Source organism: Streptomyces sp. NBC_01276, from assembly GCF_041435355.1.
Classification (GTDB): domain Bacteria; phylum Actinomycetota; class Actinomycetes; order Streptomycetales; family Streptomycetaceae; genus Streptomyces.
On sequence record NZ_CP108442.1, the window covers coordinates 7,794,354 to 7,815,451 of the forward strand.

Below are 21,098 nucleotides of genomic sequence, written 5' to 3' on the forward strand. Positions count from 1 at the left end.
GCAATTGCCGAATGATCGGTGACCGGGTGCTTCCGGCGGATCGACTCGGGGCTCCCGGACCGGCCGCCCCGCTCCGGTCGGCCGGGTTCAGTGCCCGGCGGCGGCCTTGACCAGGGCCACGGACAGGCCGATCGCCGCGTCGAGGGCACCGGCCAGCAGGGCGACCGTCGGACCGCTGCCCATGCGGACCCCGCCGTACCATCCCCAGCCGAAGAGGCTGGCGACGTTCACCCCGGCAGCGGCGTACAGGGCCGTCGTCAGCTCCATCACGCCCAGGGCGGCCGAGCAGATGAGGATCAGCGGGCCGACCGCGGACAGCAGCAGCGGGCTGCCGACCCACAGCATGCGCCGCAGCTCCGCGCCGGTGGCGAGGCGGCCGTGGACCACCCGGTGGGCCTGCTGGTCGGCGACGAGGCTCGCCAGCCACAGCCCGACGGCCGCGGTGAGCACGGTGGCCGTGGCGCCGAGGACGTCGACGTGCTCGGACGCGGCCAGGCCGATCACCACGGAGATCATCGTGATGGTCGCGTACAGCCGTTCCTTCAGCCGCGCGGCGGACGCCTCGGCCGTCGCGGTGGCGGCGGTGCCGGGCCGGTCGGACCCGGCGCCGTGTCCGTCGTCGCCGACGTCCTCGTGACCCATGGCGCCAGCGTAGACGAACGGGTCCGCCCCCTCCGGGGTTCAGCCGTCGGACCCGCCCGCCCTGCCCGCCGCCGTGGAGACCGCCGTCAGCAGCACCAGTACGAGCACCAGCACCCACGCCGGCCCGGGCCCGGAGTGCAGCAGGCCGCCGGCGAGGGCCCCGCAGGCGAGCACCGCCACCGACAGGGCACGCCGGCGCGCGGCCGGCCGCCGACGGTCGGCGGCCAGACCCGTCAACGTCCGCGTGACCACGGTCGTCGTCAGATCGGGCAGCCCGATCCGGTGCACCACCGCGTTCTGCAGCCCCATCCCGGCCGCCAGCGGAACGAGGACCGGGTACCGGCCGAGGTCCCACCCCAGAGCCGCCAGCGCCACCGCGACCAGCGCCGCCTGCCCGGCCACCAGAGGGGCGAACAGCCGGGCCGGCGGCCCGTCGCGCCGCCACCACCCGCCCGCCGCGGCTCCGCCCAGGAACGCGGCCAGGGCCGTCGCGGACGCGGCGGCCGACAGCCCGGCCGCACCGCTCAAGGCGAAGCCGAGGAAGACCACGTTGCCGGTCATGTTCGCCACGAACACCCGGCCGAGCCCGAGGAAACTCACCGCGTCGACCAGACCGCTGGCGAACGTCAGCACCAACAGCAGCGGCCCCAGGTGCGCGTGGGCGTGCCCCTCGGGGAAGAGCCACCCCCTCGGCCGACGCCGCTGCGCGCTCACCCCGTACCCCTCCGGGAAGGCCCCGCGTCGGCGTCCATGCCCACCAGTGGATCATCCGGGCGCGGGGGCCGCGACCGGCGCGCGCGCCGCCGCCGGGCCCCGCGGCCCGGCCCCGACGCCGTGCCCCGCGGCCGCTCAGGGGCGAAAACGCAGCGGGTGGTCCGCGGGCACCTCCACGACGGCGATCCGTACGCCGTCCGGGTCGGCGATCCACATCTCGATCAGCCCCCACGGCTCGCGCACCGGGGGCCGCAGCACCTGCGCACCCCGGCCGCTCAGCTCCTCGTACGCCGCCCGGACGTCCGCGACCTGCAGCCACAAGCGGAGCCCGGGCGCGGGCGGTTCGTCGGCGCGGCCCGACACCTCCAGGAAGCCGCCGCCGAGGAAGTAGACCGTGCCCCGCTCCGGACCCGTGCCGAACTCGCGGTAGACGGAGAGACCGAGCGTGTCCCCGTAGAAGGTCCGCGACCGCTCGGGATCGGTGGGGCGCAGCAGAATGCGGCTGCCCAGTACGTGCACCATGCTCCGGACTTCCCTTCGCTCACCCGTGCTCCCGACAGCCTGGCACGTCCCTACGGCCCCTCGTCGTAGGTGCCCGCCTCGATTTCGAGGGCCAGTTCCTGGAGCACCTCGATCGAGGAGAGGTCCGTACGGCCGTTGTCGTGCGCGATCGCCAGGCTGGTGAACGCCAGGCTGAACCCGGAGACCATCGTGTGCAGGGCCGGGCCCAGCGCCTGGGCCACCAGGGCCGCCACCTGCTGCGGGGAGGCGTCGGCGGGGACGCTGATCGACGGCAGCATTTCGTTCAGCAGCGTCGTGGCCACACCGGCCGTGGCCGCCGGACCGTCCCCGTGGCCGTCTCCGGTGGCGTCCTGCCCGCCTTCGACGGCCCGGCGGATGTCCTGGGCCTCGGTGAGGATGCCGATCACCCGCTTGAGTACCTCTGCGCGTTCCATCCTGCGCAGCGTAGTCCCGGGCCCGTCGAGCGCGTGTGGGAGTGCGCACCTTCCCGGGCCACCGCACCATGACCGTGTACCCGTACCCGCGGCGAAGGAGACGGCCATGCCCTCGGGCCCCGCGCCACACACGACGTCCTCGGCCTCCGCAGGGGCCTCCGGGTGCCGGCTGCTGCTGGTGCGGCACGCCAAGGCCGTGCCGAAGGAGGAGTCGGTCGAGGACATCGAGCGTGCCCTGAGCGAGAGCGGCAGGGCCGACGCCGCGCGGACGGGCCGGTGGCTGGCGGAGTCCGGATTCACACCCGCCCTGGTCCTGGTCTCCCCGGCGCGCCGCACGCGGCAGACCTGGCAGCTGATGGCCCCGGCGCTGGCCGACCCCCCGGACGCCGTGCACGACGGGCGGCTGTACTCCGCGGCGCCGAACGCGATGGTCACCGTACTGGCGCAACGGGCGGCGGGGCTCGGGTGCGTGGCCCTGATCGGCCACAATCCCGGCGTGCAGGAGATGGCTTCGGCCCTGTGCGGGTCCGGCGGCCCCGGACTGCCGGAGGCACTGGGGGCGGGCTTCCCGACGGCGGGGGTCGCCGTCGTCGACCTCGCGGGCGGTTGGGACGCCCTGACCCCCGGCACGGGGACCCTGACGGCCTTCTGGGCACCGGGCCGCTGATCCGCCCCTTCCTCACGTGGTCCGCGTACCGGCTCCCCGGGGCGGCCCCGTACGGGTGATGATCGTCCGAGCGCGACGGACGGGGCGCGCCGGCCTGACATTTCGCGGCCGTGTTCCGTCGAAGACGGTGAGACGCCCGCAGACCGAACGAGGAAGCCGACGAGACCATGACCATCCGATCCCACCGCGAGCCCGAGTGCCCCACCGATCCGGCCCTGAGCGCGATCATGAGCGAGCGCCGGCAGCTGATCAACCTCGCCTACCGGCTCCTCGGCTCCCTGGCCGAGGCCGAGGACGCCGTGCAGGAGACCTACACCCGCTGGTACGCCATGTCCCGCGAGCGGCAGGAGGCCGTCGAGTCGCCCGGCGCCTGGCTGACGAAGGTGGCCGGCCGCATCTGCCTCGACGTGCTCGGATCGGCGCGGGCGCGGCGCGAGAGCTACGTGGGCGAGTGGATACCGGAGCCGCTGCCCGACCGCGCGGAATGGGCGGCCGGGCGGCCCGGTGACGGCGGGGGACACCCGGCGGACCCGGCCGACCGGGTCACCCTGGACGAGTCGGTCGACATGGCCTTCCTGGTCGTACTGGAATCGATGACCCCGGCCGAACGGGTCGCGTTCATCCTGCACGACGTCTTCCGCTACCCGTTCGCCGAAGTGGCCGCGATCGTCGGCCGTACGCCGGCGGCGTGCCGTCAGCTGGCCGCGTCGGCCCGCCGCCGCATCGGCGCCGCACCGGCTCCCGTGTCCCGGGCGACGGAGCGGGCGGGCGTCATCAGGGACTTCAAGCAGGCGTGGGAGGCCAAGGACATCGCCGCCCTCGTCGCCCTGCTCGACCCGACGGCCACGATGACCGCCGACGGTGGCGGCCGGGTCGGCGCGGTGCTGCGTCCGGTCGTGGGCGGTGAGCGGATCGCCCGGTACATCGTGGAGATGGCCGGCCGGGCACCGGCACCCGGCCTGGACCTCCTGGAACGTTCGGTCAACGGAAGCCCCGGTCTGGTCGCCCAGTACGGCGGTGCCACGGTGACGGTCGCCGCGTTCGCCGTCGCGGACGGCCGGATCACGCACATCTGGGTGGTGCGCAACCCCGAGAAGCTCCGGCCGTGGAGCGCGTGACGGGGCTCTGAGGCGCGGGCCGGCCCGGATCGAGGACATCGCCCGCGCCCCCGGCCGCAGTCGTCAGGCGCGGTCGACGAAGTGCACGTCGTACCGCTCCTGTTCGGGGAGCAGGTCGTCGAAGGACTGGAGGCCGTGCTGGACGCGGCCGAGCGCCCGGAAGTAGTCGAACCGCTCGACCGCCGGGCCCAGGACGGCCAGCAGCTCGGCCGGTCCGTCCGCCGTGGCGCCGAAGGCGTGCGGCAGGCCCGGCGGGACCAGGACCGTGCCCCCAGCGCCGACCGTCTCGACGGCGCCGTCCAGCCGGAACTCCACCGTTCCGGCGAGTACGTGGAACAGTTCCGCCGAGCGGGCGTGGAAGTGCGGCCGGGCGCCGGCCGCGCCGGGCCCCAGGGCCAGCCGGTTGGCGCCGAGCGGGGCGCCGTCCGTCAGCAGCGTGAACCCGCCGCCGTGCGGCAGGGGCACGTACTCGGCGTCCTCCGCCCGGACGACCACCGCCACCGCCGTGGCCGTTCCCGCGCTCCGTTTCCCGTCCGCCGTCATGTCCATGGGTCCTCTCCTCCGTACCGGTTCGACGTCTCCATTCGACCCGGGGAAGAGGCCGCGAACCAGAGCCGTTTGCGCACTGCAGCGATCATCGATCGTGACGAATGGACGCATGAGGGGGAGCGGGATGGAACTGCGGCAACTTCGGTACTTCGTGGCGGTGGCGGAGGAGGGCGGTTTCGCCCGCGCGGCCGAACGGCTCCACATCGTCCAGTCCGCGGTCAGCCAGCAGGTGCGCCGCCTCGAACGGGAACTCGGCCTCACCCTCTTCGAGCGGTCCACCCGGCGGGTGTCCCTCACCGTGGCCGGCGAACGGCTGCTGCCGGAGGCGAGGGCGGTGCTCGACGCCGCCGAGCGGACCCGGCGCGTGGCGGCGGACCTCGCCTCCGCGGGCACCGGCACCCTGCGCCTGGGCACCGTGCGCGGGCCGGGGCAGAGGGTCTACCGGCTCCTGGCCCGGCTGGCCGAACTGGCCCCGGAAGTCCGGGTGCGGGTCCGCAGCCTGACGGTCTCCGAGCGGCTCGCCGCCGTCCGTACCGGAGCCCTGGATGCCGCCCTGGTACGCGCCCTGCCCGCGGCCCCCGGTCTGGAACTGTTCCCGCTCTGGGAGGACCCCTTGTACGTGGCCCTCCCCGCCGGGCATCCGGCCGCCGCCCTGCCGCGGCCCGCGCTGCGGGACCTGGCGGACCTCCCGCTGCGGCTGGCGGCCCGCGAGCGCAACGCGCCCTTCCACGACCTGGTGACGGCCGCGCTGCGGGCGGCCACGGGCGCCGCCCCGCCGGCCGGTCCGCCGTTCACCGACCTCCAGGACACCCTCACCGCGATCGGGGCGGAAGGCGAGCGGGCCCCCTCCTGGACGGTCTTCTACCAGGTGAGCAGCCTTCCCGAGGTCGCCGGCACGGCCATTCGCCCACTGGCGGCCCCGGGCGTCACGACCTCCCTCGCCGTCCTGCCCGGCCCACCGGGGGCCGCCCTGCGCGCGCTCCTGGCGGCGGCGGCCCCGCCCGGCGCCTGACGGGGCGGGGGCCCGTCGCTCAGAAGGTCCACCGCGTGTGGCTGTAGACCCCGTCGTCCCGGCCGAACCCGTACGCCGTGTCCGGAGCCACCGCGAACACCGTCACGTCGCCCCTGCGGAAGGCGTCCCCCATGCCGTGGAAGGTGCCCTCGGGCGAGGTGATGTGCGGACCGTACTTCGCCTCGTACGCGGCGATCACCTCCTCCAGCACCGCGGGCTCGGAGACCGGCTCGGCCTTGCCCTCGACGACGAGGTCGAGCCCCGCGGTGAGCGAGTTCCCTCCGGTGGTCAGCGCGCAGTGCCCGTCACGGGCGAGGTTCTTCGCCTTCTGCTCGTCCCGGCCGGTGGAGAAGTACAGCACGCCCCGGTGCCAGGCGGCGATCACGGGCGTGACGTGCAGCCGCCCGTCGGGCCGTACGGTGGACACCCAGAAGATCTCGGCGGCCTCCAGGTGCCGCCGGGCCTCGGACCATTCGGTGGCGGTGACGTCCGCGGCCCCCGGACGGGGGTGGAGCGCGGAACTGTAGCGGGCGTCGAGCTCGGTCGTGGGCTGCTTCGAGGATTCTCGTGTCGACATGGCGGATCTCCTTCCTCACGCCACCAACGACCGTCGGCCCGTACCGAAACCGTCGGGGGCCCGACACCACCCTCCTGGCGCCTCCCGGCACCGTCCTTCCCGCGCCGCCACCGGGGCGGCGGGGTCAGGAGCCGTCGATGAGCCGCTGGATGCCGGGCGCGTACAGGTCCGCCAGCCGGTCGGCGCCGGTGCGGGCACCCGCGCCGTCCGGCCGGTGCAGGCTCAGCGTGGCGCCCAGCCCCAGCAGCTGGCCGGCGATCAGTTCGGCCCGCAGCTGTGCGTCGGGGCCGGTCAGGGACGCGGCCAGCCGGTCGGTGACCTGCTCGCGGAAACGTGCCCGCAGCAGGGTGCGCTCGTCCTCGATGCCCAGGGAGAACACGACCCGCAGCAGCGGGTCGCCTCGGAACCGGTCCCGCAGCTCGACCATGGTCAGGACCAGGTGCCGGCCGAGCGCGGCCGGCGGGGCGGCGAACAGTTCGTCGGCGGCCGTCCGGAAGTCGGCGACCGTGTTGAACAGGGCCTCCTTGCTCCCGAACCGCTTCACGATCAGGGACGGGCTCACCCCCGCGGCGGCGGCGATGCCGCGCATGGTGACCTCGGCGTACGGCCGCAGCGTGAACGCCCGGCGCGCGGCCCGCACGATGGCGTCGCGTCCGGTCTCGGCGACCGACGCCCCGTCGGCCGTGGCCGACCCGGCCGGGGTGGATTCGTCGGTGGTGCTCATGCGCTCTCCCGGGCGGCGGTCACGGACGCTGTCACCGTGACCGTACCGCCCCGCTCGCCGGTGCCCCGCGGGGCGTCGGCTCCCGGCCGGTCCGACGGCAGGAACAGGGTGGCGACGAGGGCGGCCAGCGCCGCTCCGGCGGCGATCAGGAAGATCAACAGGTAGGCGTGCAGGGTCGGGGCGGTACGGCCGCCGGCCACGAAGGTCACGTGGGCCAGCACGGCGGCGACCACGGCACTGCAACAGGCCTGGCCGACCGAACGCATCAGGGTGTTCAGCCCGTTCGCGGCGGCCGTCTCGCTCACCGGCACGGCCCGCATGACGAGGGCGGGCAGCGCCGAGTAGGCGATCGCGGTCCCGGAGGCCACCACGGTGGCCCCGGCCACGATCAGCCAGAGGCTGTGGCTGGTGAAGAACCGGAGCACGTAGCCGACCGCCATGACGACGGCGGCGATCACGAGCGCGGTACGGGGCCCGTACGCGGCGGAGATCCGTGCGGAGACGGGGGAGAGGGCGACCATGGCGAGGCCGCCGGGCAGCAGGCACAGGCCGCTGACCACGAGGGAGGCGCCTAGCCCGTACCCCGTGCTGGTGGGTTCCTGCACCAACTGGCCGGTGACCAGGGAGTTCGCGTAGAAGGCGAAGCCGATCAGCAGGGCCGCGACATTGGTCAGCAGGACGGCGGGCCGTGCGGAGACCCGCAGGTCCACCATCGGGGAGCGGGTGCGCAGTTCGAACCGGCCCCAGAGCAGGCCCACCACCAGGGACCCGCCGAGCAGGCCGAGCGTGCGCGCGGAGCTCCAGCCCCAGTCGGCGCCCTGGGTGATCGCGAGCAGCAGTCCGACGAGGAAGGCCGCCAGACCGAGGGTCCCCGGCAGGTCGAAGCGTCCGCGGGAGCGCACGGGGGACTCCGGGACGATCAGGAGCACCAGGAGCAGATCGAGCAGACCGAGGGCGGCCGACGCCCAGAACATGGTGTGCCAGTCGAAGTTCTCCATGACCACCGCGGCCACCGGCAGGCCGATCGCCGCACCGATGCCGAGGGTCGAGCTCATCAGCGCGATCGAGGGCAGCACCCGCTCGGCGGGGAGCTCGTCGCGGAGGATGCTGATGCCCAGGGGGATCACCGCGAGGGCCGCGCCCTGCAGGGCCCGGCCGGTGATCAGGACGCCGATGTCGGAGCTGACCGCGCACAGGACGGAACCGAGGGTGAGCACGCCCAGCGAGGCCAGCAGGACGCGCCGCTTCCCGTACATGTCACCGACGCGGCCGAGCACGGGGGTGAAGACCGCGCCGGTGAGGAGGGTGATGGTGACCAGCCAGCCCGCGGCGCCGGGACTCGCCCCCGTCAGCTCGGGGACGTGCGGCAGGAGCGGGACCACGAGGGTCTGCATGACGGCGACGACCATGCCGCAGAAGGCGAGGACGGGGACGACGAACCGGGAGTGGGCGGAGGCCGGACCGGGGGCGGGTATCGCGGAGGGCATGCTGCTCCAGACGGGTGGCGAGAGCGGGCGCCGGGTGAGTGCACAGCTGTTCACCCCATGGGTAAACGACTGTACACCCCAGGGTGAACGATTGTGCACCCCCTCGGGTGGCCGGCTCCGCCCTCCCGTCAGACCGCGGTGTCGGCGGGTTCGGCCGGCTCGGCCGGGCGGCAGTAGCGGCGGATCAGGTCCGGGTGCCCCGGGAAGCGCCGCAGCAGGTCGTCGACCCGGCCGAGGGTCATGTCGGCGAAGTCGAATCCGGGCGCGACGGCCTCACTGATCAGGCCGTGGTCCCCGGCGGTGAGGTGCGAGGCCTTCCAGACGCCCCCCGGGACCGCCAGCGTGAGGACGTGCCCCCGGCCCGGGTCCTGGCCGAGGACGGCGGTGGTGTGCCGGCCGTCCGGGTGCAGCAGGTGGTAGGTGACCGGATCGCCGTGGTGGTGGAAGTGCAGGATGTCGGAGCGGTTGAGGTGCCAGTGCCCGATCGGCGACCAGTGGGTGAGCAGGTAGTGGATGGACGTCATCGTGTAGCGGTCGCCCTGCGGTGTCCGGATCGGGGGGCGGTGGTCGGCCTGGAAGGTCCGCCTGAAGTAGCCGCCCTCCACGTGCGGCTCCAGGCCGAGGGCGTCGATCCAATCGTGTGCCGTGGGCACGGTGTCCTCCTCTGGTCGGGTGTCTGACCGGACCGGCGTGCGGCCGTCGGATTCACGATAATGGATTCGAATCGAGGATGAACCGAGCGTTCCCCGCGCTCTCCCGGTCCAGAGGAATTCGAGAAGAGATCCAGCGATATTGCGGTGGGGATTTCCCTTCCGCCCGTATTCTCGGTCCTGTGCTCGATGCCCATCTTCCCCTGCAGGGTATTCGATCCAGCACCGTCGAATTTATCTGAGGGACGGCGTCCGACCGTATTCCGGACACCGCGTTCTCAATTCACGGCGACATCGAACGTGTGGTGCGGCGGACGGCTGCCGCCAGGTGGAACGGATGTAATTCGAATGGAACGGGAAACGAATACCCTGACCGTCAGACGGCCCGAACGCCACCCGGCACCGCAGGCCGACGGACCGGTCTCCTTCGCGGCGACCACGGTCGAGGTGACCGCCGCCCCGGAGGACGGCCCCCACCTCCTGCACCGCGCGGCCCGGCGCCTGTGCGAGGCCGCCGGCCCGGGAGCCGTGCCCGTCCCTGCCGGGGGTGAACTCACGGCACGCCTCGGACCGGGGCTGCAGGCGTCGATGTTCGTCTCCACCGAGATGCGCGGCGCCGGTGCGGGACCGTCCCTGCTGCGCCTGAACCTCCGCCTCTCGGGCCGCGGCGCGGCACCGTCGACGGCCTCTCTCGACCACTGGGCCGAGATCTGGCACCGCCAGGCCCTCTCCGCACCCGAAGTGGAGCGCGTCGCGGGCGAGCTGCCCCTGATGAGTGCCGCCGTCGGGCGCCTGCGCCACGGGAAGCCCCTCGCGGGCTTCGCGGTACTGGTCACCGGGCACTTCCTGACCGACCTCGTCCACCTCGTCGGCTGCCTCGCCGAGCTCGGAGCCCCGCTGGAGGCGATGACGGTCCTGCGCAAGGACTACGCCTACCAGTGGCGCCACCGGGTCCACGGCCACCTCGTCGATCAGGGCGTACGGGTCGTCGACGCCACCGACCCCCGGGCCGTCGAGGAGCACACGGACCGCGCCCGCCGGCTCGGCCTGCGCTGCCTCGCCCTGGACGACGGCGGCTACGTCGCACCGGCGCTGCTGGACCGGGCCCGCGAAGGATCCCCGACGTCCGCCGGAGCGGGAGTCGGCGCCGGCGGCGGCCGGGCGGCGGACTGGGCGGGAGTGGTGGAACAGACCATGTCCGGGATCTACAAGCTCCGGGGCCGCGAGCGGGAGCTGCCCTTCCCGGTGTTCTCGGTGGCCCAGTCCCGGCTCAAGGGGCGCATCGAGTCGTACTGGATCGCCGAGAAGGCCGTCACCACGGCCCTGGAGCTGCTGCCCGTCCTGAAGATGGAGGGACAGCCCGCGCTGGTCATCGGCTACGGCAACGTGGGCTCACAGATCGCCTCCCTCCTCACCCAGCGCCGCATGCGGGTCGCCGTCCACGACGCCGACATCCTCCACCTCATCGACGCCCACGAGAGCGGCTACGTCACGGACCGCGACCTGGCCACCCTGCTGGAACGGCACGAGCCCCTGCTGGTCTTCGGCGTCACCGGCCGCACCAGCATGTCGACCCGGGAGTTCGAAGCCCTCCGGCGCCCCGCCTACCTCGCGAGCGTCAGCAGCCGCGACATCGAATTCGACCTCCCCGCACTCGACGCCCTGGCGGCCCGGAACCCGGCGGCCCGCTCCGTCGCCGGCCCCTCGTCCCGTACCCACACGCTCCCCGGCGGCGTGGACGTCACCGTGCTGGCGGGCGGCCGACCGGTCAACTTCCACGAGACGGACAGCATCAGCAACCTCCACTCCGACCTCGTCTACGCCGGCATGCTCACCGGAGCCTGCGCCGTCGCCACCCGGCAGGCCCCACCCGGGCTGGACCGCTCCTGGGCCGATGCCGTCCTGGAGGAATCCGGCCTCCTCCAGGACTACTACGAGCGCTACGGCCCCACCGCCACGGCCCGCCCGGCCCCCTGGCCGGCGTCAGGCCGCCGCTGACCCACCCCACCGCCGAAACCGACGGGCGGGCGCCCGCATCCGGCCGCCCGGTACGGCCGCCCGCCGCCCGGTACGGCCGCCCGCCGCCCGGTACGGCCGCCCGCCGCCCGGTACGGCCGCCCGCCGCCCGGTACGGCCGCCCGCCGCACGGGCGGCCCCCGGGCCCCGGGACGGCCGGGCGGGTGACGCGGCGGCAGGTCCTCCGCGCCCGCGCGCGGGAGACGGCTACAACCGTCCTGTGATCCCCTTCCGTTCGCACACACACGGCGTCCGGCCCCGCCGGAACCGCCGAAGGACCGTTCCGACGGCGGCAGTAGGGGCGCTCTGCCTGGCCGCCTGCCTGGCCGCCTGCCTGTCCGTCTTCCTGTCCGCGGCGTCGTTCCGGCCGCCGACCGGGGCCGACGACCCCTGCCCGGACGACGCCGGGAAACCGCTGGTCCTCTCGAACGAGCAGTACGCGCAGTGTTTCGGCGGGCCGCCCGCCCGGGTGTGAGGCGTCCCGGCCCGCGCGGAGCCGGTCGCACGGCCCTTCGGAACACCCGCCCGTCGGACGGTGCTCCGGGCCGTTCACCGAACCCCCGATCACGGCCCGGCTTGAGGGCTGGCCCCATCGGCGTAGCGTGAAAAGAGACGCCCGGGACCCCGGCGGTCGGCGCCGGTGTGCGCGCGGGTGCTGCGAGGAGCGTCGGCCATGGCAAAGATTTCCCTGGACCAGCTGCGCGAACGGGTGCGCGGCGCGGTCGTGACACCCCAGGACGCGGCCTACGACGAGGCGCGCACGGTCTACAACGCCATGATCGACCGGAAGCCGGCGGTCGTCGTGCGTTGCGCGGGCGCCGCCGACGTCATGGCGACGGTCGATTTCGCCCGGGAGAACGGGCTGGACCTCGCGGTGCGCGGCGGCAGTCACAGCGTGCCCGGCTTCGGCACCTGCGACGACGGCGTCGTCGCCGACCTGTCCGGGATGCGGGGAGTCCGCGTCGACCCGGGCGACCGGACGGCGCGCGCCGAGGGCGGTGCGACCTGGGGCGACTTCAACGCGGCCACGCACGTCTTCGGCCTGGCGACGACCGGCGGGATCATATCCACCACCGGTGTCGGCGGTCTCACCCTGGGTGGCGGCATCGGCTACCTCTGCCGCGGGCAGGGCCTGAGCTGCGACAACCTGATCTCCGCGGACGTGGTGACCGCCGACGGCCGGCTGGTGGTCGCCAGTGAGGACGAGAACGAGGACCTCTACTGGGCGCTGCGCGGCGGGGGAGGGAACTTCGGGGCGGTGACCTCGCTCGAATTCCGGCTGGCCCCGGTGCAGGACGTCTACGGCGGGCCCATGCTCTTCGAACTGGCCGACGCCGGCGCCGTCCTGCGCGGGTACCGCGAGCTCATCGCCGACGCACCACGGCAGCTGGGCGGCTTCCCCGCCTTCCAGATCGCCCCGCCCCTGCCCTTCATCCCCGAGGACCGGCACGGGGACGCCTTCATCCTGATCGTGTCCTGCTGGGCCGGCCCGATCGCGGAGGGCGAGCGCGCCGTGCAGCAGTTCCGCGAGTTCGCACCCGTGGTCGCGGAGCACGTCGGGCCGATGCCCTATCCCGCGTTGAACAGTGCCTTCGACGCGCTGGTGCCGCCCGGGCTCCAGCACTACTGGAAGGCCAACTTCGTCACCGAGCTCACCGACGCCGCGATCGAGGCCCACCTGGTCCACGGTCCCCGGGTCCCGGTGGTGAACTCGACCGTCCACATCTACCCGATCAACGGCGCCTGCCACGACGTCCCGCAGGACGCCACGGCCTTCGCCTACCGGGACGCGTCGTTCGCCACGGTCATCGCCGGCATGTGGCCCGACCCGGCCGACAACGAGGCCAACACCGCCTGGGTGCGCGACTACTACGAGGCGACCGCTCCTCACTCCGAAGAGGGCGGCTACGTCAACTTCATGGCCGACGACGACCAGAACCGGGTCCGGGCCAACTACAAGGGGAACTACGACCGGCTCGTGGAGGCCAAGCGGGCCTACGACCCGGACAACCTGTTCCACCTGAACCAGAACATCAAGCCGTAGGCCGTCCCTTCGGGTCCCTGCCCCACGCCTCGTCGTCCCATCCGGGCTCCTGCCGGTTCAACCGGCAGGAGCCCGGATCGTCGGCTCGCCGGACACGAAGATGTGCGGACCGTCTTTCGACGGTCCGCACCGTGCGGCTCGGTTCGTCAGCAGCCGCCGTCGTCCCATCCTCCTCCGCCCCAGTCGTCATCGTTGTCCCACCCACCGTGGTTGTAGCCGTGGTCGTCGTCGTCCCAACCTCCGCCGCCGTGGCTGTAGGTGACGGAGTGGGTGGGCATGGCCGCCGAGGCCGTACCCGCGGCGCCGAGCGCCGCGCCGCCGGCCATGAGGACACCGATGGCGGAGACGGCGAAGAGCCGCTTGACTCTGAGTGCTTGCATGATTTCAGAACCCTTCTCGCAGCTGTGCCACTCGTGGCGGCACGAATTCGTTCTGCCTCCTCTCGTGGAACGTGCACGGAGTTTTCCTGGGGCTGAATGAATGTGATGAGTGCGCGTCCGCCGTCAACGTGGCTTCGTCGAGCCACGGACCCCCTGCCGACACGCGATTCCCAAGCCGCGTGCACCACTGCGGGCAGAGAGCGGATCCCGCAGTTGCGGCCGTCTTCCCCCCATGCTAGTCACCTCTCCGCGACTCGTCATCTCGGGCCGCGGGCCGGCCCGACGGCGGAGCCCGGTGCCGCCGGTACCGGAACCGGCTCTCCCCGTGCGGTATACGTCTCCTGGGGTTCGCCCGATCCCCGCGAAGGAGGTGGCGGTGTGGAGCGTACGACGTGCTGCGTCGTGGGAGGCGGGCCGGCCGGGATGGTGCTGGCGCTGCTGCTGGCGAGGGCCGGGGTGGAGGTGACGGTGCTGGAGAAGCACGGCGACTTCCTGCGCGACTTCCGCGGTGACACCGTGCACCCCTCCACCCTGTCGCTCCTCGACGACATCGGCCTCGCCGAACGGTTCGCCCGACTGCCCCAGCGCCGGGTGACCTCGGTGCAGCTCCCCATCGGGCCGGACCGGTCCCTCGTCACGGTCGGGAACATCGGCGCGCTCCACGGCAAGTACAACTACATCGCGATGGTGCCCCAGTGGGACCTGCTCGACCTGCTCGCCGACGAAGCGGGCCGGGAGCCCTCCTTCCGCCTGCGCATGGACACCGAGGCGACCTCCTACCTCACGGAGCGCGGGCGGGTCACGGGCGTGCGCTACCGCACCGCGGACGGCGCCACCGGTGAGCTCAGGGCCACCCTCACCGTGGCCTGCGACGGCCGGGGCTCCCTGGCCAGAACCCTGCCCGAACTCGGCCTCGAAGACTTCCCCTGCCCCATGGACGCCTGGTGGTTCCGGCTGCCGCGCCACGAGGACGATCCCAGCGGACTCGTGGGCGGCCTGGGCGACCGGTTCTTCACCGCGCTGATCGACCGCGGCGACTACTGGCAGTGCGCGGCCCTCATCCCCAAGGGCACCGACGCCGAGCGGCGCGCGGAGGGCCTGGAGCGGTTCATGACCCGGTTCACGGCCGCGGTCCCGTGGCTGGCCGGCCGGAGCGACGCCGTCACCTCCTGGGACGAGGTGAAACTCCTCGACGTACGGCTCGACCGCCTGCGCCGCTGGCACCGGCCGGGGCTGCTGTGCATCGGCGACGCCGCCCACGCGATGTCACCCGTCTTCGGCATCGGCATCAACCTCGCCGTGCAGGACGCGGTGGCCGCGGCCCGCCACCTCGTGCGTCCGTTGCGCGAGGGCGCCGTAGGGCTCCAGGACGTGCGCCGCGTCCAACTCCGTCGCTGGCCGACCACCGTGGCGACCCAAGGCCTCCAGCGCCTCGCCCACACCCAGGTCATCGAACCGCTGCTGGCGGGCCGCACAGCGTTCGGCGATCCCCGGCGGGCCAAACGGATGACGGAGCTCGTCACCGACTCGCGGTGGCTGAACCGCATCCCCGCCTACTTCATCGGATACGGAGCCCTGCGCGAGCGCCCCCCGAAGGAATCGCTCCGCTGAACCCAACGAAGAGAGTGAGTAAGGCTGTGATGAGCGGGCGCCGCTCGGTCGAGCGCGGGCGCCACACGTTCCCCCGATCCCGTGTGCCGCCGCTGTCGCGACGCAGGACAGAGGGAGTTCGCCGTATGCAGACCCGGTGCACGCAGACCCGCTCGGCCGATGGCCCGCGCAGACGAGTGGCGTGGGCGACGGCCCTCGTCCTGATCGCGGTCACCGCACTCCTCGGGAGCACGCCCGAGGGTGCCACGGCGGCGCCCCCGGCCGCCGTCCCCGTCCCCGTCCTGTCCTGGGGCCCCTGCGAGGGGGAGGCCGGCGACGCCCCGGGCGATGGCTTCCGGTGCGCGACCGCCCGGGTGCCACTGGACTACCGCCGCCCCACCGGGCCCACGATCCCGCTCGCGGTCACCCGGCGGCTCGCACCCGACCGGACCCACCGCACGGGCGTCCTCGTGCTGCACCCCGGCGGACCCGGCAACTCCGGTGTGGACTTCGCCCGTGACAGCTACGACGCGCTCCCCGCCTCCCTGCGCGAAGCCTTCGACGTCGTCGGGTACGACATGCGCGGGGTGGGGCGCAGCGGACAGGTGGAGTGCTGGAACGACCGGGAGTACGCCGCCGCCGTCGACGCGGCACGCGGCGTCCCCGGACCCGGGGCCCTGCGGGGCGCCGTCCGCCAGGGCCTGGACTTCGCGAGCGCCTGCCGGCAACGGTCCGGTGACCTCGTACCGTTCATCGGCACCGGCTCGAACGCCGGGGACATCGACCTCCTCCGCCAGGCCCTCGGCGAGGAGGCGCTGACCTTCTACGGCCGCTCCTTCGGCAGCTACGTCGGCACCGTGTACGCGGCCCGGTTCCCCCGGCGCGTGCGCGCCATGGTCCTGGACGGGGCCTACGATCCGCGGCGCTACGCCGAAGTGCCGTACGCCTACGACGCCGCGCAGTTCGAGGCCCTCGACGCGGCGGTCGGCCGGTTCCTGGACTGGTGCGCGCGCAGCGCCACCACCTGCGGATTCGGCGAGGGAAATCCCCGACGGGCCTGGGACGCGCTCGAACGGGACCTGGACGCCCACCCCCTCGTCACCGCGAGCGGACGCCGGGCGACCGGCTACACCCTCGCCTACCGGCTGATGTTCAACATCAACGCCGGCAAGGAGATCTGGCCCCACCTGGGACAGGCCCTGGAGGCGGCGCGGACGCGCCGGCCCTCGTTCCTGCTGAACCCGCCCTCACCCGCGTCGTTCGACTTCCTCAACGCCAACCTGGCCGTCGAATGCGCCGACCGGGTCTACCCGTCCGGCCGGCCGCTCCTGGGCGCCCTGGTCGGCGCCCACGTCGCCACCGCCCCCCTGCTGGGACCCCCCATCGGCCTCGGGCCGCCCACCTACGACCACAACCACGCGCCCACCTGCGCGCAGTGGCCGGCGCGGCGCCCGAGCCGTTACGAGGGCTCCTACCGCGCCGCCGGCTCCGCCCCGATCCTGGTCCTCGGCACGACCGGTGATCCGGACACCCCGTACCGGGACGCCGTGGCCCTCGCGGGGACCCTCGACAACGGACACCTGTTGACCTTCGCCGCCGAAGGACACACCGCCTACAACCGGAGCGAGTGCGTCAGCACCCTCGTCACGGCCTACCTCGCCACCCTGGCCCTGCCCGCACGGGGCACCGTCTGCGCCGACGAGACGCCCCCGGACGCCCTCGGCCGCAACAGGGCGGGCATCGAGGTCGACGAGACGCGCGACAGGATCCCCACCCCCCGTCTTTTCGATGGGCGGGCCGCTGACGCGCTGCGATGATGCCTCTGTTTCCCAGACCGGAGATCCACCCGGACGAGGCCGCGGCCCGCGGCATCCACGCACCCGTGTACGCCCGGTCCGACGGCGCGCCCGGCGCCATCGTCATCGCGTCCGGCGACACCCGCGGCCCGCGGCTGATCCCGGAGAGGGCCGGAGGCTACTGCTGCGGCCTCGACGGGGCCGACGCCGTACCGCTGTCCCGGGCGGAGGTGCTGACGGAGGGGAAGGGAACACCCCCGTTCGGGAGGCCGGCCGGTGGCCGTCCCGGACGGCCCGCCCCGGACGCGGACGCCGACATCTCGCTGCGGGCCGACCCGGGGGCGTTCAGCACGCCTGGTGCGCCTGCCGGCCGTCCGCGGCGCAGGGCTGCGCGAGATCCTCGACAACCTGACCCACCACATGCGCGCCCGCATCTTCTGGCGGGGCCGCCGTTCACCGGTGGCCGTGGCGAGGGTGGCCGGAACCAACTCCCCTCCCTCTTCAACGTATAGCGCACCCGGGGGCTTGCGGCAAGACCCCGGTCATCCCGGAGAATCGGCGGCCGAAAGCCAATGACCTGCGGAAACGGGAGTTGCGAAGTGCGTGTGTTGTTGACGGCGTGGGGATCGCGCGGGGACGTCGAACCGCTGGCGGCACTGGCGGTGGAACTGCGGGCGCGCGGTGCGCAGGTGCGCGTGTGCGCGCCGCCCGACGAGGAGTTCGCGGCGCTGCTGGCGCGCGTCGGGGTGCCGCTGGTGCCGCTCGGCCCGACGGTGCGCTCGGTGGTGGCCGGTACGGAGCCGCCGACGGCGAAGGACGCGTTCCGGCTCGCCCCTGAGCTGGTCGCCGCGCGCTTCGACGCCCTGACCGCGGCGGCGGAGGGGTGCGACGCGCTGGTGGCGGCCGGTCTGATGCCGGCCGGCGCGCGGGACGTGGCCGAGAAGCTGGGCATCCGTTACGTGTACGCCTGCTTCCACATCTTCGGCATCCCCTCGCGGCACTTCCCGCCCGGGTCCCGGCCGGGCACGGCGTCCCCGCCGGACGAGACCGACAACCGGGTGCTGTGGGAACAGGACGCCCGGAGGGTGGACGCGCTGTACGGCGAGGCGGTGGCCCGCCATCGGGCGTCGATCGGTCTGCCACCGGTGGACAACGTCCGCGACCACGTCTTCACCGACCGGCCGTGGCTGGCGGCGGACGCGACCCTGTGCCCCTCGCGGGGCATGACGGACCTCGACGTCGTGCAGACCGGGGCGTGGATCCTGCCCGACGGGCGTCCGCTCCCCGATGGGCTGCGGGCGTTCCTGGACGCCGGCGCGCCGCCCGTGTACGTGGGCTTCGGCAGCATGGCCGCGCACGCCCCGAAGGACATCGCCCGAGTGGCCGTCGAAGCCGTCCGCGCGCACGGCCGCCGCGTGCTCCTGGCCCGTGGCTGGGCGGACCTCGCCCCCATCGACGACGCCGACGACTGCTTCGTGGTCGGCGAGGTCAACCAGCAGGCCCTGTTCCCCCGGGTGGCGGCCGTCGTGCACCACGGGGGCGCGGGCACCACCACGGCGGCGGCGCGGGCCGGCGCGCCCCAGGTGGTGGTCCCCCGGATCGCGGACCAGCCGTACTGGGCCGAACGGGTCGCCGAGCTCGGCATCGGCTCGGCCCACCACGATCCGACTCCGACCGTCGACTCGCTGTCGGCCGCGCTGTCCACGGCCCTGGCCGCCGAGACCCGTACACGGGCGCGGGCCGTGGCCTCCACCCTCCGCGCCGACGGGGCGGCCGTGGCCGCGGGACTGCTGCTCGACGCGGCGGGCCCGGGAAGGCCGCCCGCGGCCGCCTGACCCGCCCGCGCCCGCGCCCGGCAGGGCGGCGGCCCCCACCCGTCGTCGAACGCGGGTTAACCGGGGAGTGCTCCCCGCTTCGTGGTACTGTCCCCACATGAAGCGGGGAGTTCTCCCCGTTTACCGACACGGAGGAACTGCCATGCCCGCCCCGACGCTTGAGGAACTCGCTCCCGCCGGAGTCGACGTCATCGCCGACCCGTACCCGGCCTACGCCGCACTGCGCGAGAAGGGCCACGTCCACCGCATCCACGTGCCCGGGACCGGTGACGTGTGGCTCGTCCTCGGACGCGACGAGGTGCGGGCCGCGCTGACGGACCCCCGCCTGCGCAACGACATACGGCACTCCTCGTCATGGGAGAGCGACGGCGGCAACGCCATCGGTCTGAACATGCTGCAGGTCGACGCCCCCCAGCACACCCGCCTGCGGTCCCTGGTCGCACGCGAGTTCACCGCCGGCCGGATCGACGCGCTGCGGCCGCGCGTCCGGCAGATCGCCGACGGGCTCCTCGACGCCCTCCCCCCGGCCGGCACCGCCGATCTGGTCGCCGGATACGCCCTCCCGCTGCCGCTCACCGTCATCTGCGAGCTGCTCGGGGTTCCCTCCGGCGACCAGCACCACTTCCACGCCTGGTCCACCGAGCTCGTGGCGCCGTCCTCACCCGCCGCGGCCGCCGCGGCCGGCGGGGAGATGGCCGCGTACTTCGCCTCGCTGATCGCCGCCAAGGCGGGTGGCCCCGGGGCGGACCTGATGAGCGCCCTGGTCCGCGCCGCCGCCGAGGAGGACGGCCTCTCGCCCGAGGAACTGCTCGGGATGGCCTTCCTCCTGCTCGTCGCCGGACACGAGACCACCGTCAACCTGATCTCGGGCGGTGTCCTCAACCTGCTCCGCCACCCGGACCAGCTCGCCGCGCTGCGGGCCGACGCGAGCCTGCTCGACGGCGCCGTCGAGGAAGTGCTCCGCTACGACGGACCCGTCGCGGCGGCGGCCTTCCGGCACGCCGCCGAACCGGTGGAGATCGACGGGGTCCACATCCCCGCGGGCGACAGCCTCATGCTCTCCCTGGCCTCGGCCTCCCGCGACCCCCGGTACCACGCCGATCCCGACCGCTTCGACATCCGCCGCCCGGCCCGCGGGCACCTCGCGTTCGGCCACGGCATCCACCACTGCCTCGGCGCGCCCCTCGCCCGCGTCGAAGGCCGGATCGCCCTGGAGACGCTGCTGCGCAGGATGCCGGACCTCGCCCTGGCCGGGGACCCCGATTCCCCGGAGCGCCGCTCCAACGCCATGCTCCGGGGCGTCGCCTCGCTGCCGGTGCGCTGGTCGCGGCGGCTCGATGCGTGACGCTCCGCCCGGTGGCGCTAGCATCCGTACCGGACAGCGATCCCCGGTACATGCGTACGCGCCGCCGGCGAAACGAGGAGTGGACATGACACCGGGCACCCGACGGCCCGCGCCGGTACGGCGCGACGCACTGCGCAACCGCGAGCTGCTCCTGGCCGCCGCGCGCAAGGCCTTCGCCGCGGAGGGCCTGGAGATCCCCCTCGACGAGATCGCCCGCCGGGCAGGCGTCGGCAACGCCACGCTGTACCGCAACTTCCCCACCCGCGCCGCCCTGATCGACGCGGTGTTCCAGGACGCCCTGCTGGACACCATCGCGGCCGGAGACGAGGCGCGGCGCGCGGCGGACCCGTGGGCCGGGCTGGCCGGCTACCTGGAGGCGGTCTTCACCGTACTGGCCACCGACCGCGGTGCGAACGACCTGATGACCACCGCCATCGAGGGCGTGACCTCCCTCGATTCCGTCCACGCCCACAACCACGAAACCATCACCCTGCTGGTGGACGGCGCCCAACGGGCCGGTGCCATGCGCCCCGACGTCACCGTCGAGGACGTGCTCCTGGGCCTGGCCACGCTCGGACGCTCCGTTCCCTCCCTCGCCGTCGCGGGACCTCCGCACGCATGGCGCCGGCAACTGGCGCTGTTCCTCGACGGCCTGCGGGCCGGGGAGCGCCCCACGGCGGAACTGCCCGCCCCGGGCATGACCGCGCAGGACCTGGCGGCCGTCCTCCTCGACCTCGGCCCGCACCGCCAGGGCTGAGGGGGAGGACCCGGGAGGGGGACGGGAGGCGGTGGGTGTGCCGGACGGCCAGGCGTTCGAGGGGGTGGACCATCCGGGCATGATCCCAGAGCCGCACGGGGCGCACCTACCCGTTTTCGAACGCGCCCGTGCATTGGAGTGGCCCGCGGCGCGGCCGGTGGCGTGGCTTCCGCCCGGCCCGCGGCGGCTGCCTAGGGTCGTCCCGACCCGGCCGGTCCGACACGTGGCCGGCCCCTTCG

21 protein-coding genes are annotated in these 21,098 nt (G+C 73.9%); 11 read left to right on the top strand and 10 right to left on the bottom strand.

All coding sequences use genetic code 11. The annotated features are described in order from the left end of the window. Nucleotides 1-87: 87 nt before the first annotated feature. The 4 genes from OG295_RS34995 to OG295_RS35010 all read right to left on the bottom strand — a co-directional run bounded on the left by OG295_RS34995 (nt 88) and on the right by OG295_RS35010 (nt 2,312). Nucleotides 88-642 carry a hypothetical protein gene (locus OG295_RS34995; protein WP_371680667.1) on the bottom strand — a complete coding sequence of 185 codons (555 nt, stop codon included), beginning with the start codon at nt 640-642 and terminating at the stop codon, nt 88-90. A gap of 39 nt (nt 643-681) precedes the next feature. Next, entirely contained in the window at nt 682-1,356 is a 675-nt protein-coding gene (locus OG295_RS35000; RefSeq protein WP_371680668.1) for a YoaK family protein, read from the bottom strand. A gap of 135 nt (nt 1,357-1,491) precedes the next feature. Beyond that, nucleotides 1,492-1,878 carry a VOC family protein gene (locus tag OG295_RS35005; RefSeq protein WP_371680669.1) on the bottom strand — a complete coding sequence of 129 codons (387 nt, stop codon included), beginning with the start codon at nt 1,876-1,878 and terminating at the stop codon, nt 1,492-1,494. A gap of 50 nt (nt 1,879-1,928) precedes the next feature. Continuing rightward, on the bottom strand, nt 1,929-2,312 hold the full coding sequence (locus tag OG295_RS35010) for a hypothetical protein (protein ID WP_371680670.1): 384 nt from the start codon (nt 2,310-2,312) through the stop codon (nt 1,929-1,931). 106 nt (nt 2,313-2,418) lie between these two features. Between OG295_RS35010 and OG295_RS35015 the strand changes: the two genes are divergently transcribed. Continuing rightward, the gene (locus OG295_RS35015) at nt 2,419-2,979 is read left to right on the top strand and encodes a histidine phosphatase family protein (protein ID WP_371680671.1); all 561 of its coding nucleotides are present in this window, start codon (nt 2,419-2,421) and stop codon (nt 2,977-2,979) included. Nucleotides 2,980-3,146: 167 nt separating this feature from the next. Next, nucleotides 3,147-4,097 carry an RNA polymerase sigma factor SigJ gene (sigJ, locus tag OG295_RS35020; protein ID WP_371680672.1) on the top strand — a complete coding sequence of 317 codons (951 nt, stop codon included), beginning with the start codon at nt 3,147-3,149 and terminating at the stop codon, nt 4,095-4,097. 63 nt (nt 4,098-4,160) lie between these two features. Here the strand turns inward: sigJ and OG295_RS35025 are convergent, their stop codons facing one another. Then, entirely contained in the window at nt 4,161-4,646 is a 486-nt protein-coding gene (locus OG295_RS35025; RefSeq protein ID WP_371680673.1) for a cupin domain-containing protein, read from the bottom strand. A 124-nt stretch (nt 4,647-4,770) separates the two neighbouring features. On the opposite strand from OG295_RS35025, the gene OG295_RS35030 reads away from it, so the two are divergent. Beyond that, a complete protein-coding gene (locus OG295_RS35030) occupies nt 4,771-5,658 on the top strand; it encodes a LysR family transcriptional regulator (protein WP_371680674.1) in 888 nt (295 codons plus the stop codon). A gap of 19 nt (nt 5,659-5,677) precedes the next feature. Here OG295_RS35030 and OG295_RS35035 read toward each other — a convergent pair whose 3' ends face one another. The 4 genes from OG295_RS35035 to OG295_RS35050 form a co-directional block, all read right to left on the bottom strand. Further along, complete coding sequence (locus OG295_RS35035) at nt 5,678-6,235, bottom strand: pyridoxamine 5'-phosphate oxidase family protein (RefSeq protein WP_371680675.1); 558 nt, start codon at nt 6,233-6,235, stop codon at nt 5,678-5,680. A gap of 124 nt (nt 6,236-6,359) precedes the next feature. Continuing rightward, on the bottom strand, nt 6,360-6,959 hold the full coding sequence (locus OG295_RS35040; RefSeq protein ID WP_371680676.1) for a TetR family transcriptional regulator: 600 nt from the start codon (nt 6,957-6,959) through the stop codon (nt 6,360-6,362). Then, nucleotides 6,956-8,446: an MFS transporter gene (locus OG295_RS35045; protein ID WP_371680677.1), complete on the bottom strand. Its 1,491-nt coding sequence runs from the start codon at nt 8,444-8,446 to the stop codon at nt 6,956-6,958. Before OG295_RS35045 ends, OG295_RS35040 begins: the two co-directional genes overlap by 4 nt. A 128-nt stretch (nt 8,447-8,574) precedes the next feature. Next, the gene (locus OG295_RS35050) at nt 8,575-9,099 is read right to left on the bottom strand and encodes a cupin domain-containing protein (protein ID WP_371680678.1); all 525 of its coding nucleotides are present in this window, start codon (nt 9,097-9,099) and stop codon (nt 8,575-8,577) included. Nucleotides 9,100-9,444: 345 nt separating this feature from the next. Between OG295_RS35050 and OG295_RS35055 the strand changes: the two genes are divergently transcribed. The 3 genes from OG295_RS35055 (at nt 9,445) to OG295_RS35065 (ending at nt 13,156) form a co-directional block, all read left to right on the top strand. After that, nucleotides 9,445-11,094 (top strand): hypothetical protein, encoded by a 1,650-nt coding sequence (locus OG295_RS35055; RefSeq protein WP_371680679.1) that lies wholly within the window; start codon nt 9,445-9,447, stop codon nt 11,092-11,094. Between the two features lie 238 nt (nt 11,095-11,332). After that, the gene (locus tag OG295_RS35060; protein WP_371680680.1) at nt 11,333-11,587 is read left to right on the top strand and encodes a hypothetical protein; all 255 of its coding nucleotides are present in this window, start codon (nt 11,333-11,335) and stop codon (nt 11,585-11,587) included. A 198-nt stretch (nt 11,588-11,785) separates the two neighbouring features. Beyond that, nucleotides 11,786-13,156: an FAD-binding oxidoreductase gene (locus OG295_RS35065; protein WP_371680681.1), complete on the top strand. Its 1,371-nt coding sequence runs from the start codon at nt 11,786-11,788 to the stop codon at nt 13,154-13,156. A gap of 146 nt (nt 13,157-13,302) precedes the next feature. Here the strand turns inward: OG295_RS35065 and OG295_RS35070 are convergent, their stop codons facing one another. Then, nucleotides 13,303-13,536: a hypothetical protein gene (locus OG295_RS35070; protein WP_371680682.1), complete on the bottom strand. Its 234-nt coding sequence runs from the start codon at nt 13,534-13,536 to the stop codon at nt 13,303-13,305. Between the two features lie 378 nt (nt 13,537-13,914). On the opposite strand from OG295_RS35070, the gene OG295_RS35075 reads away from it, so the two are divergent. From OG295_RS35075 to OG295_RS35095, 5 genes are all read left to right on the top strand, one after another. Next, nucleotides 13,915-15,147 carry an FAD-dependent oxidoreductase gene (locus tag OG295_RS35075; RefSeq protein WP_371680683.1) on the top strand — a complete coding sequence of 411 codons (1,233 nt, stop codon included), beginning with the start codon at nt 13,915-13,917 and terminating at the stop codon, nt 15,145-15,147. A 125-nt stretch (nt 15,148-15,272) separates the two neighbouring features. Further along, nucleotides 15,273-16,943, top strand: coding sequence for an alpha/beta hydrolase (locus tag OG295_RS35080; protein ID WP_371680684.1), 1,671 nt, complete (start codon nt 15,273-15,275; stop codon nt 16,941-16,943). A 578-nt stretch (nt 16,944-17,521) separates the two neighbouring features. Next, entirely contained in the window at nt 17,522-18,757 is a 1,236-nt protein-coding gene (locus OG295_RS35085; protein WP_371680685.1) for a glycosyltransferase, read from the top strand. A gap of 142 nt (nt 18,758-18,899) precedes the next feature. Continuing rightward, entirely contained in the window at nt 18,900-20,102 is a 1,203-nt protein-coding gene (locus tag OG295_RS35090) for a cytochrome P450 (protein ID WP_371680686.1), read from the top strand. A gap of 85 nt (nt 20,103-20,187) precedes the next feature. Further along, nucleotides 20,188-20,859, top strand: coding sequence for a TetR/AcrR family transcriptional regulator (locus tag OG295_RS35095; RefSeq protein ID WP_371680687.1), 672 nt, complete (start codon nt 20,188-20,190; stop codon nt 20,857-20,859). Nucleotides 20,860-21,098 lie beyond the last annotated feature (239 nt).

Bases quoted from the DNA above. Each gene is read 5' to 3' on its own strand.
- OG295_RS35035 (WP_371680675.1), bottom strand. From the start codon at position 6,235: ATGTCGACACGAGAATCCTCGAAGCAGCCCACGACCGAGCTCGACGCC.
- OG295_RS35030 (WP_371680674.1), top strand. From the start codon at position 4,771: ATGGAACTGCGGCAACTTCGGTACTTCGTGGCGGTGGCGGAGGAGGGC.
- OG295_RS35070 (WP_371680682.1), bottom strand. From the start codon at position 13,536: ATGCAAGCACTCAGAGTCAAGCGGCTCTTCGCCGTCTCCGCCATCGGT.
- OG295_RS35015 (WP_371680671.1), top strand. From the start codon at position 2,419: ATGCCCTCGGGCCCCGCGCCACACACGACGTCCTCGGCCTCCGCAGGG.
- OG295_RS35080 (WP_371680684.1), top strand. From the start codon at position 15,273: ATGCAGACCCGGTGCACGCAGACCCGCTCGGCCGATGGCCCGCGCAGA.
- OG295_RS35010 (WP_371680670.1), bottom strand. From the start codon at position 2,312: ATGGAACGCGCAGAGGTACTCAAGCGGGTGATCGGCATCCTCACCGAG.
- OG295_RS35045 (WP_371680677.1), bottom strand. From the start codon at position 8,446: ATGCCCTCCGCGATACCCGCCCCCGGTCCGGCCTCCGCCCACTCCCGG.
- OG295_RS35025 (WP_371680673.1), bottom strand. From the start codon at position 4,646: ATGGACATGACGGCGGACGGGAAACGGAGCGCGGGAACGGCCACGGCG.
- OG295_RS35090 (WP_371680686.1), top strand. From the start codon at position 18,900: ATGCCCGCCCCGACGCTTGAGGAACTCGCTCCCGCCGGAGTCGACGTC.
- OG295_RS35095 (WP_371680687.1), top strand. From the start codon at position 20,188: ATGACACCGGGCACCCGACGGCCCGCGCCGGTACGGCGCGACGCACTG.
- OG295_RS35055 (WP_371680679.1), top strand. From the start codon at position 9,445: ATGGAACGGGAAACGAATACCCTGACCGTCAGACGGCCCGAACGCCAC.
- OG295_RS35065 (WP_371680681.1), top strand. From the start codon at position 11,786: ATGGCAAAGATTTCCCTGGACCAGCTGCGCGAACGGGTGCGCGGCGCG.
- sigJ (WP_371680672.1), top strand. From the start codon at position 3,147: ATGACCATCCGATCCCACCGCGAGCCCGAGTGCCCCACCGATCCGGCC.
- OG295_RS35040 (WP_371680676.1), bottom strand. From the start codon at position 6,959: ATGAGCACCACCGACGAATCCACCCCGGCCGGGTCGGCCACGGCCGAC.
- OG295_RS35005 (WP_371680669.1), bottom strand. From the start codon at position 1,878: ATGGTGCACGTACTGGGCAGCCGCATTCTGCTGCGCCCCACCGATCCC.
- OG295_RS34995 (WP_371680667.1), bottom strand. From the start codon at position 642: ATGGGTCACGAGGACGTCGGCGACGACGGACACGGCGCCGGGTCCGAC.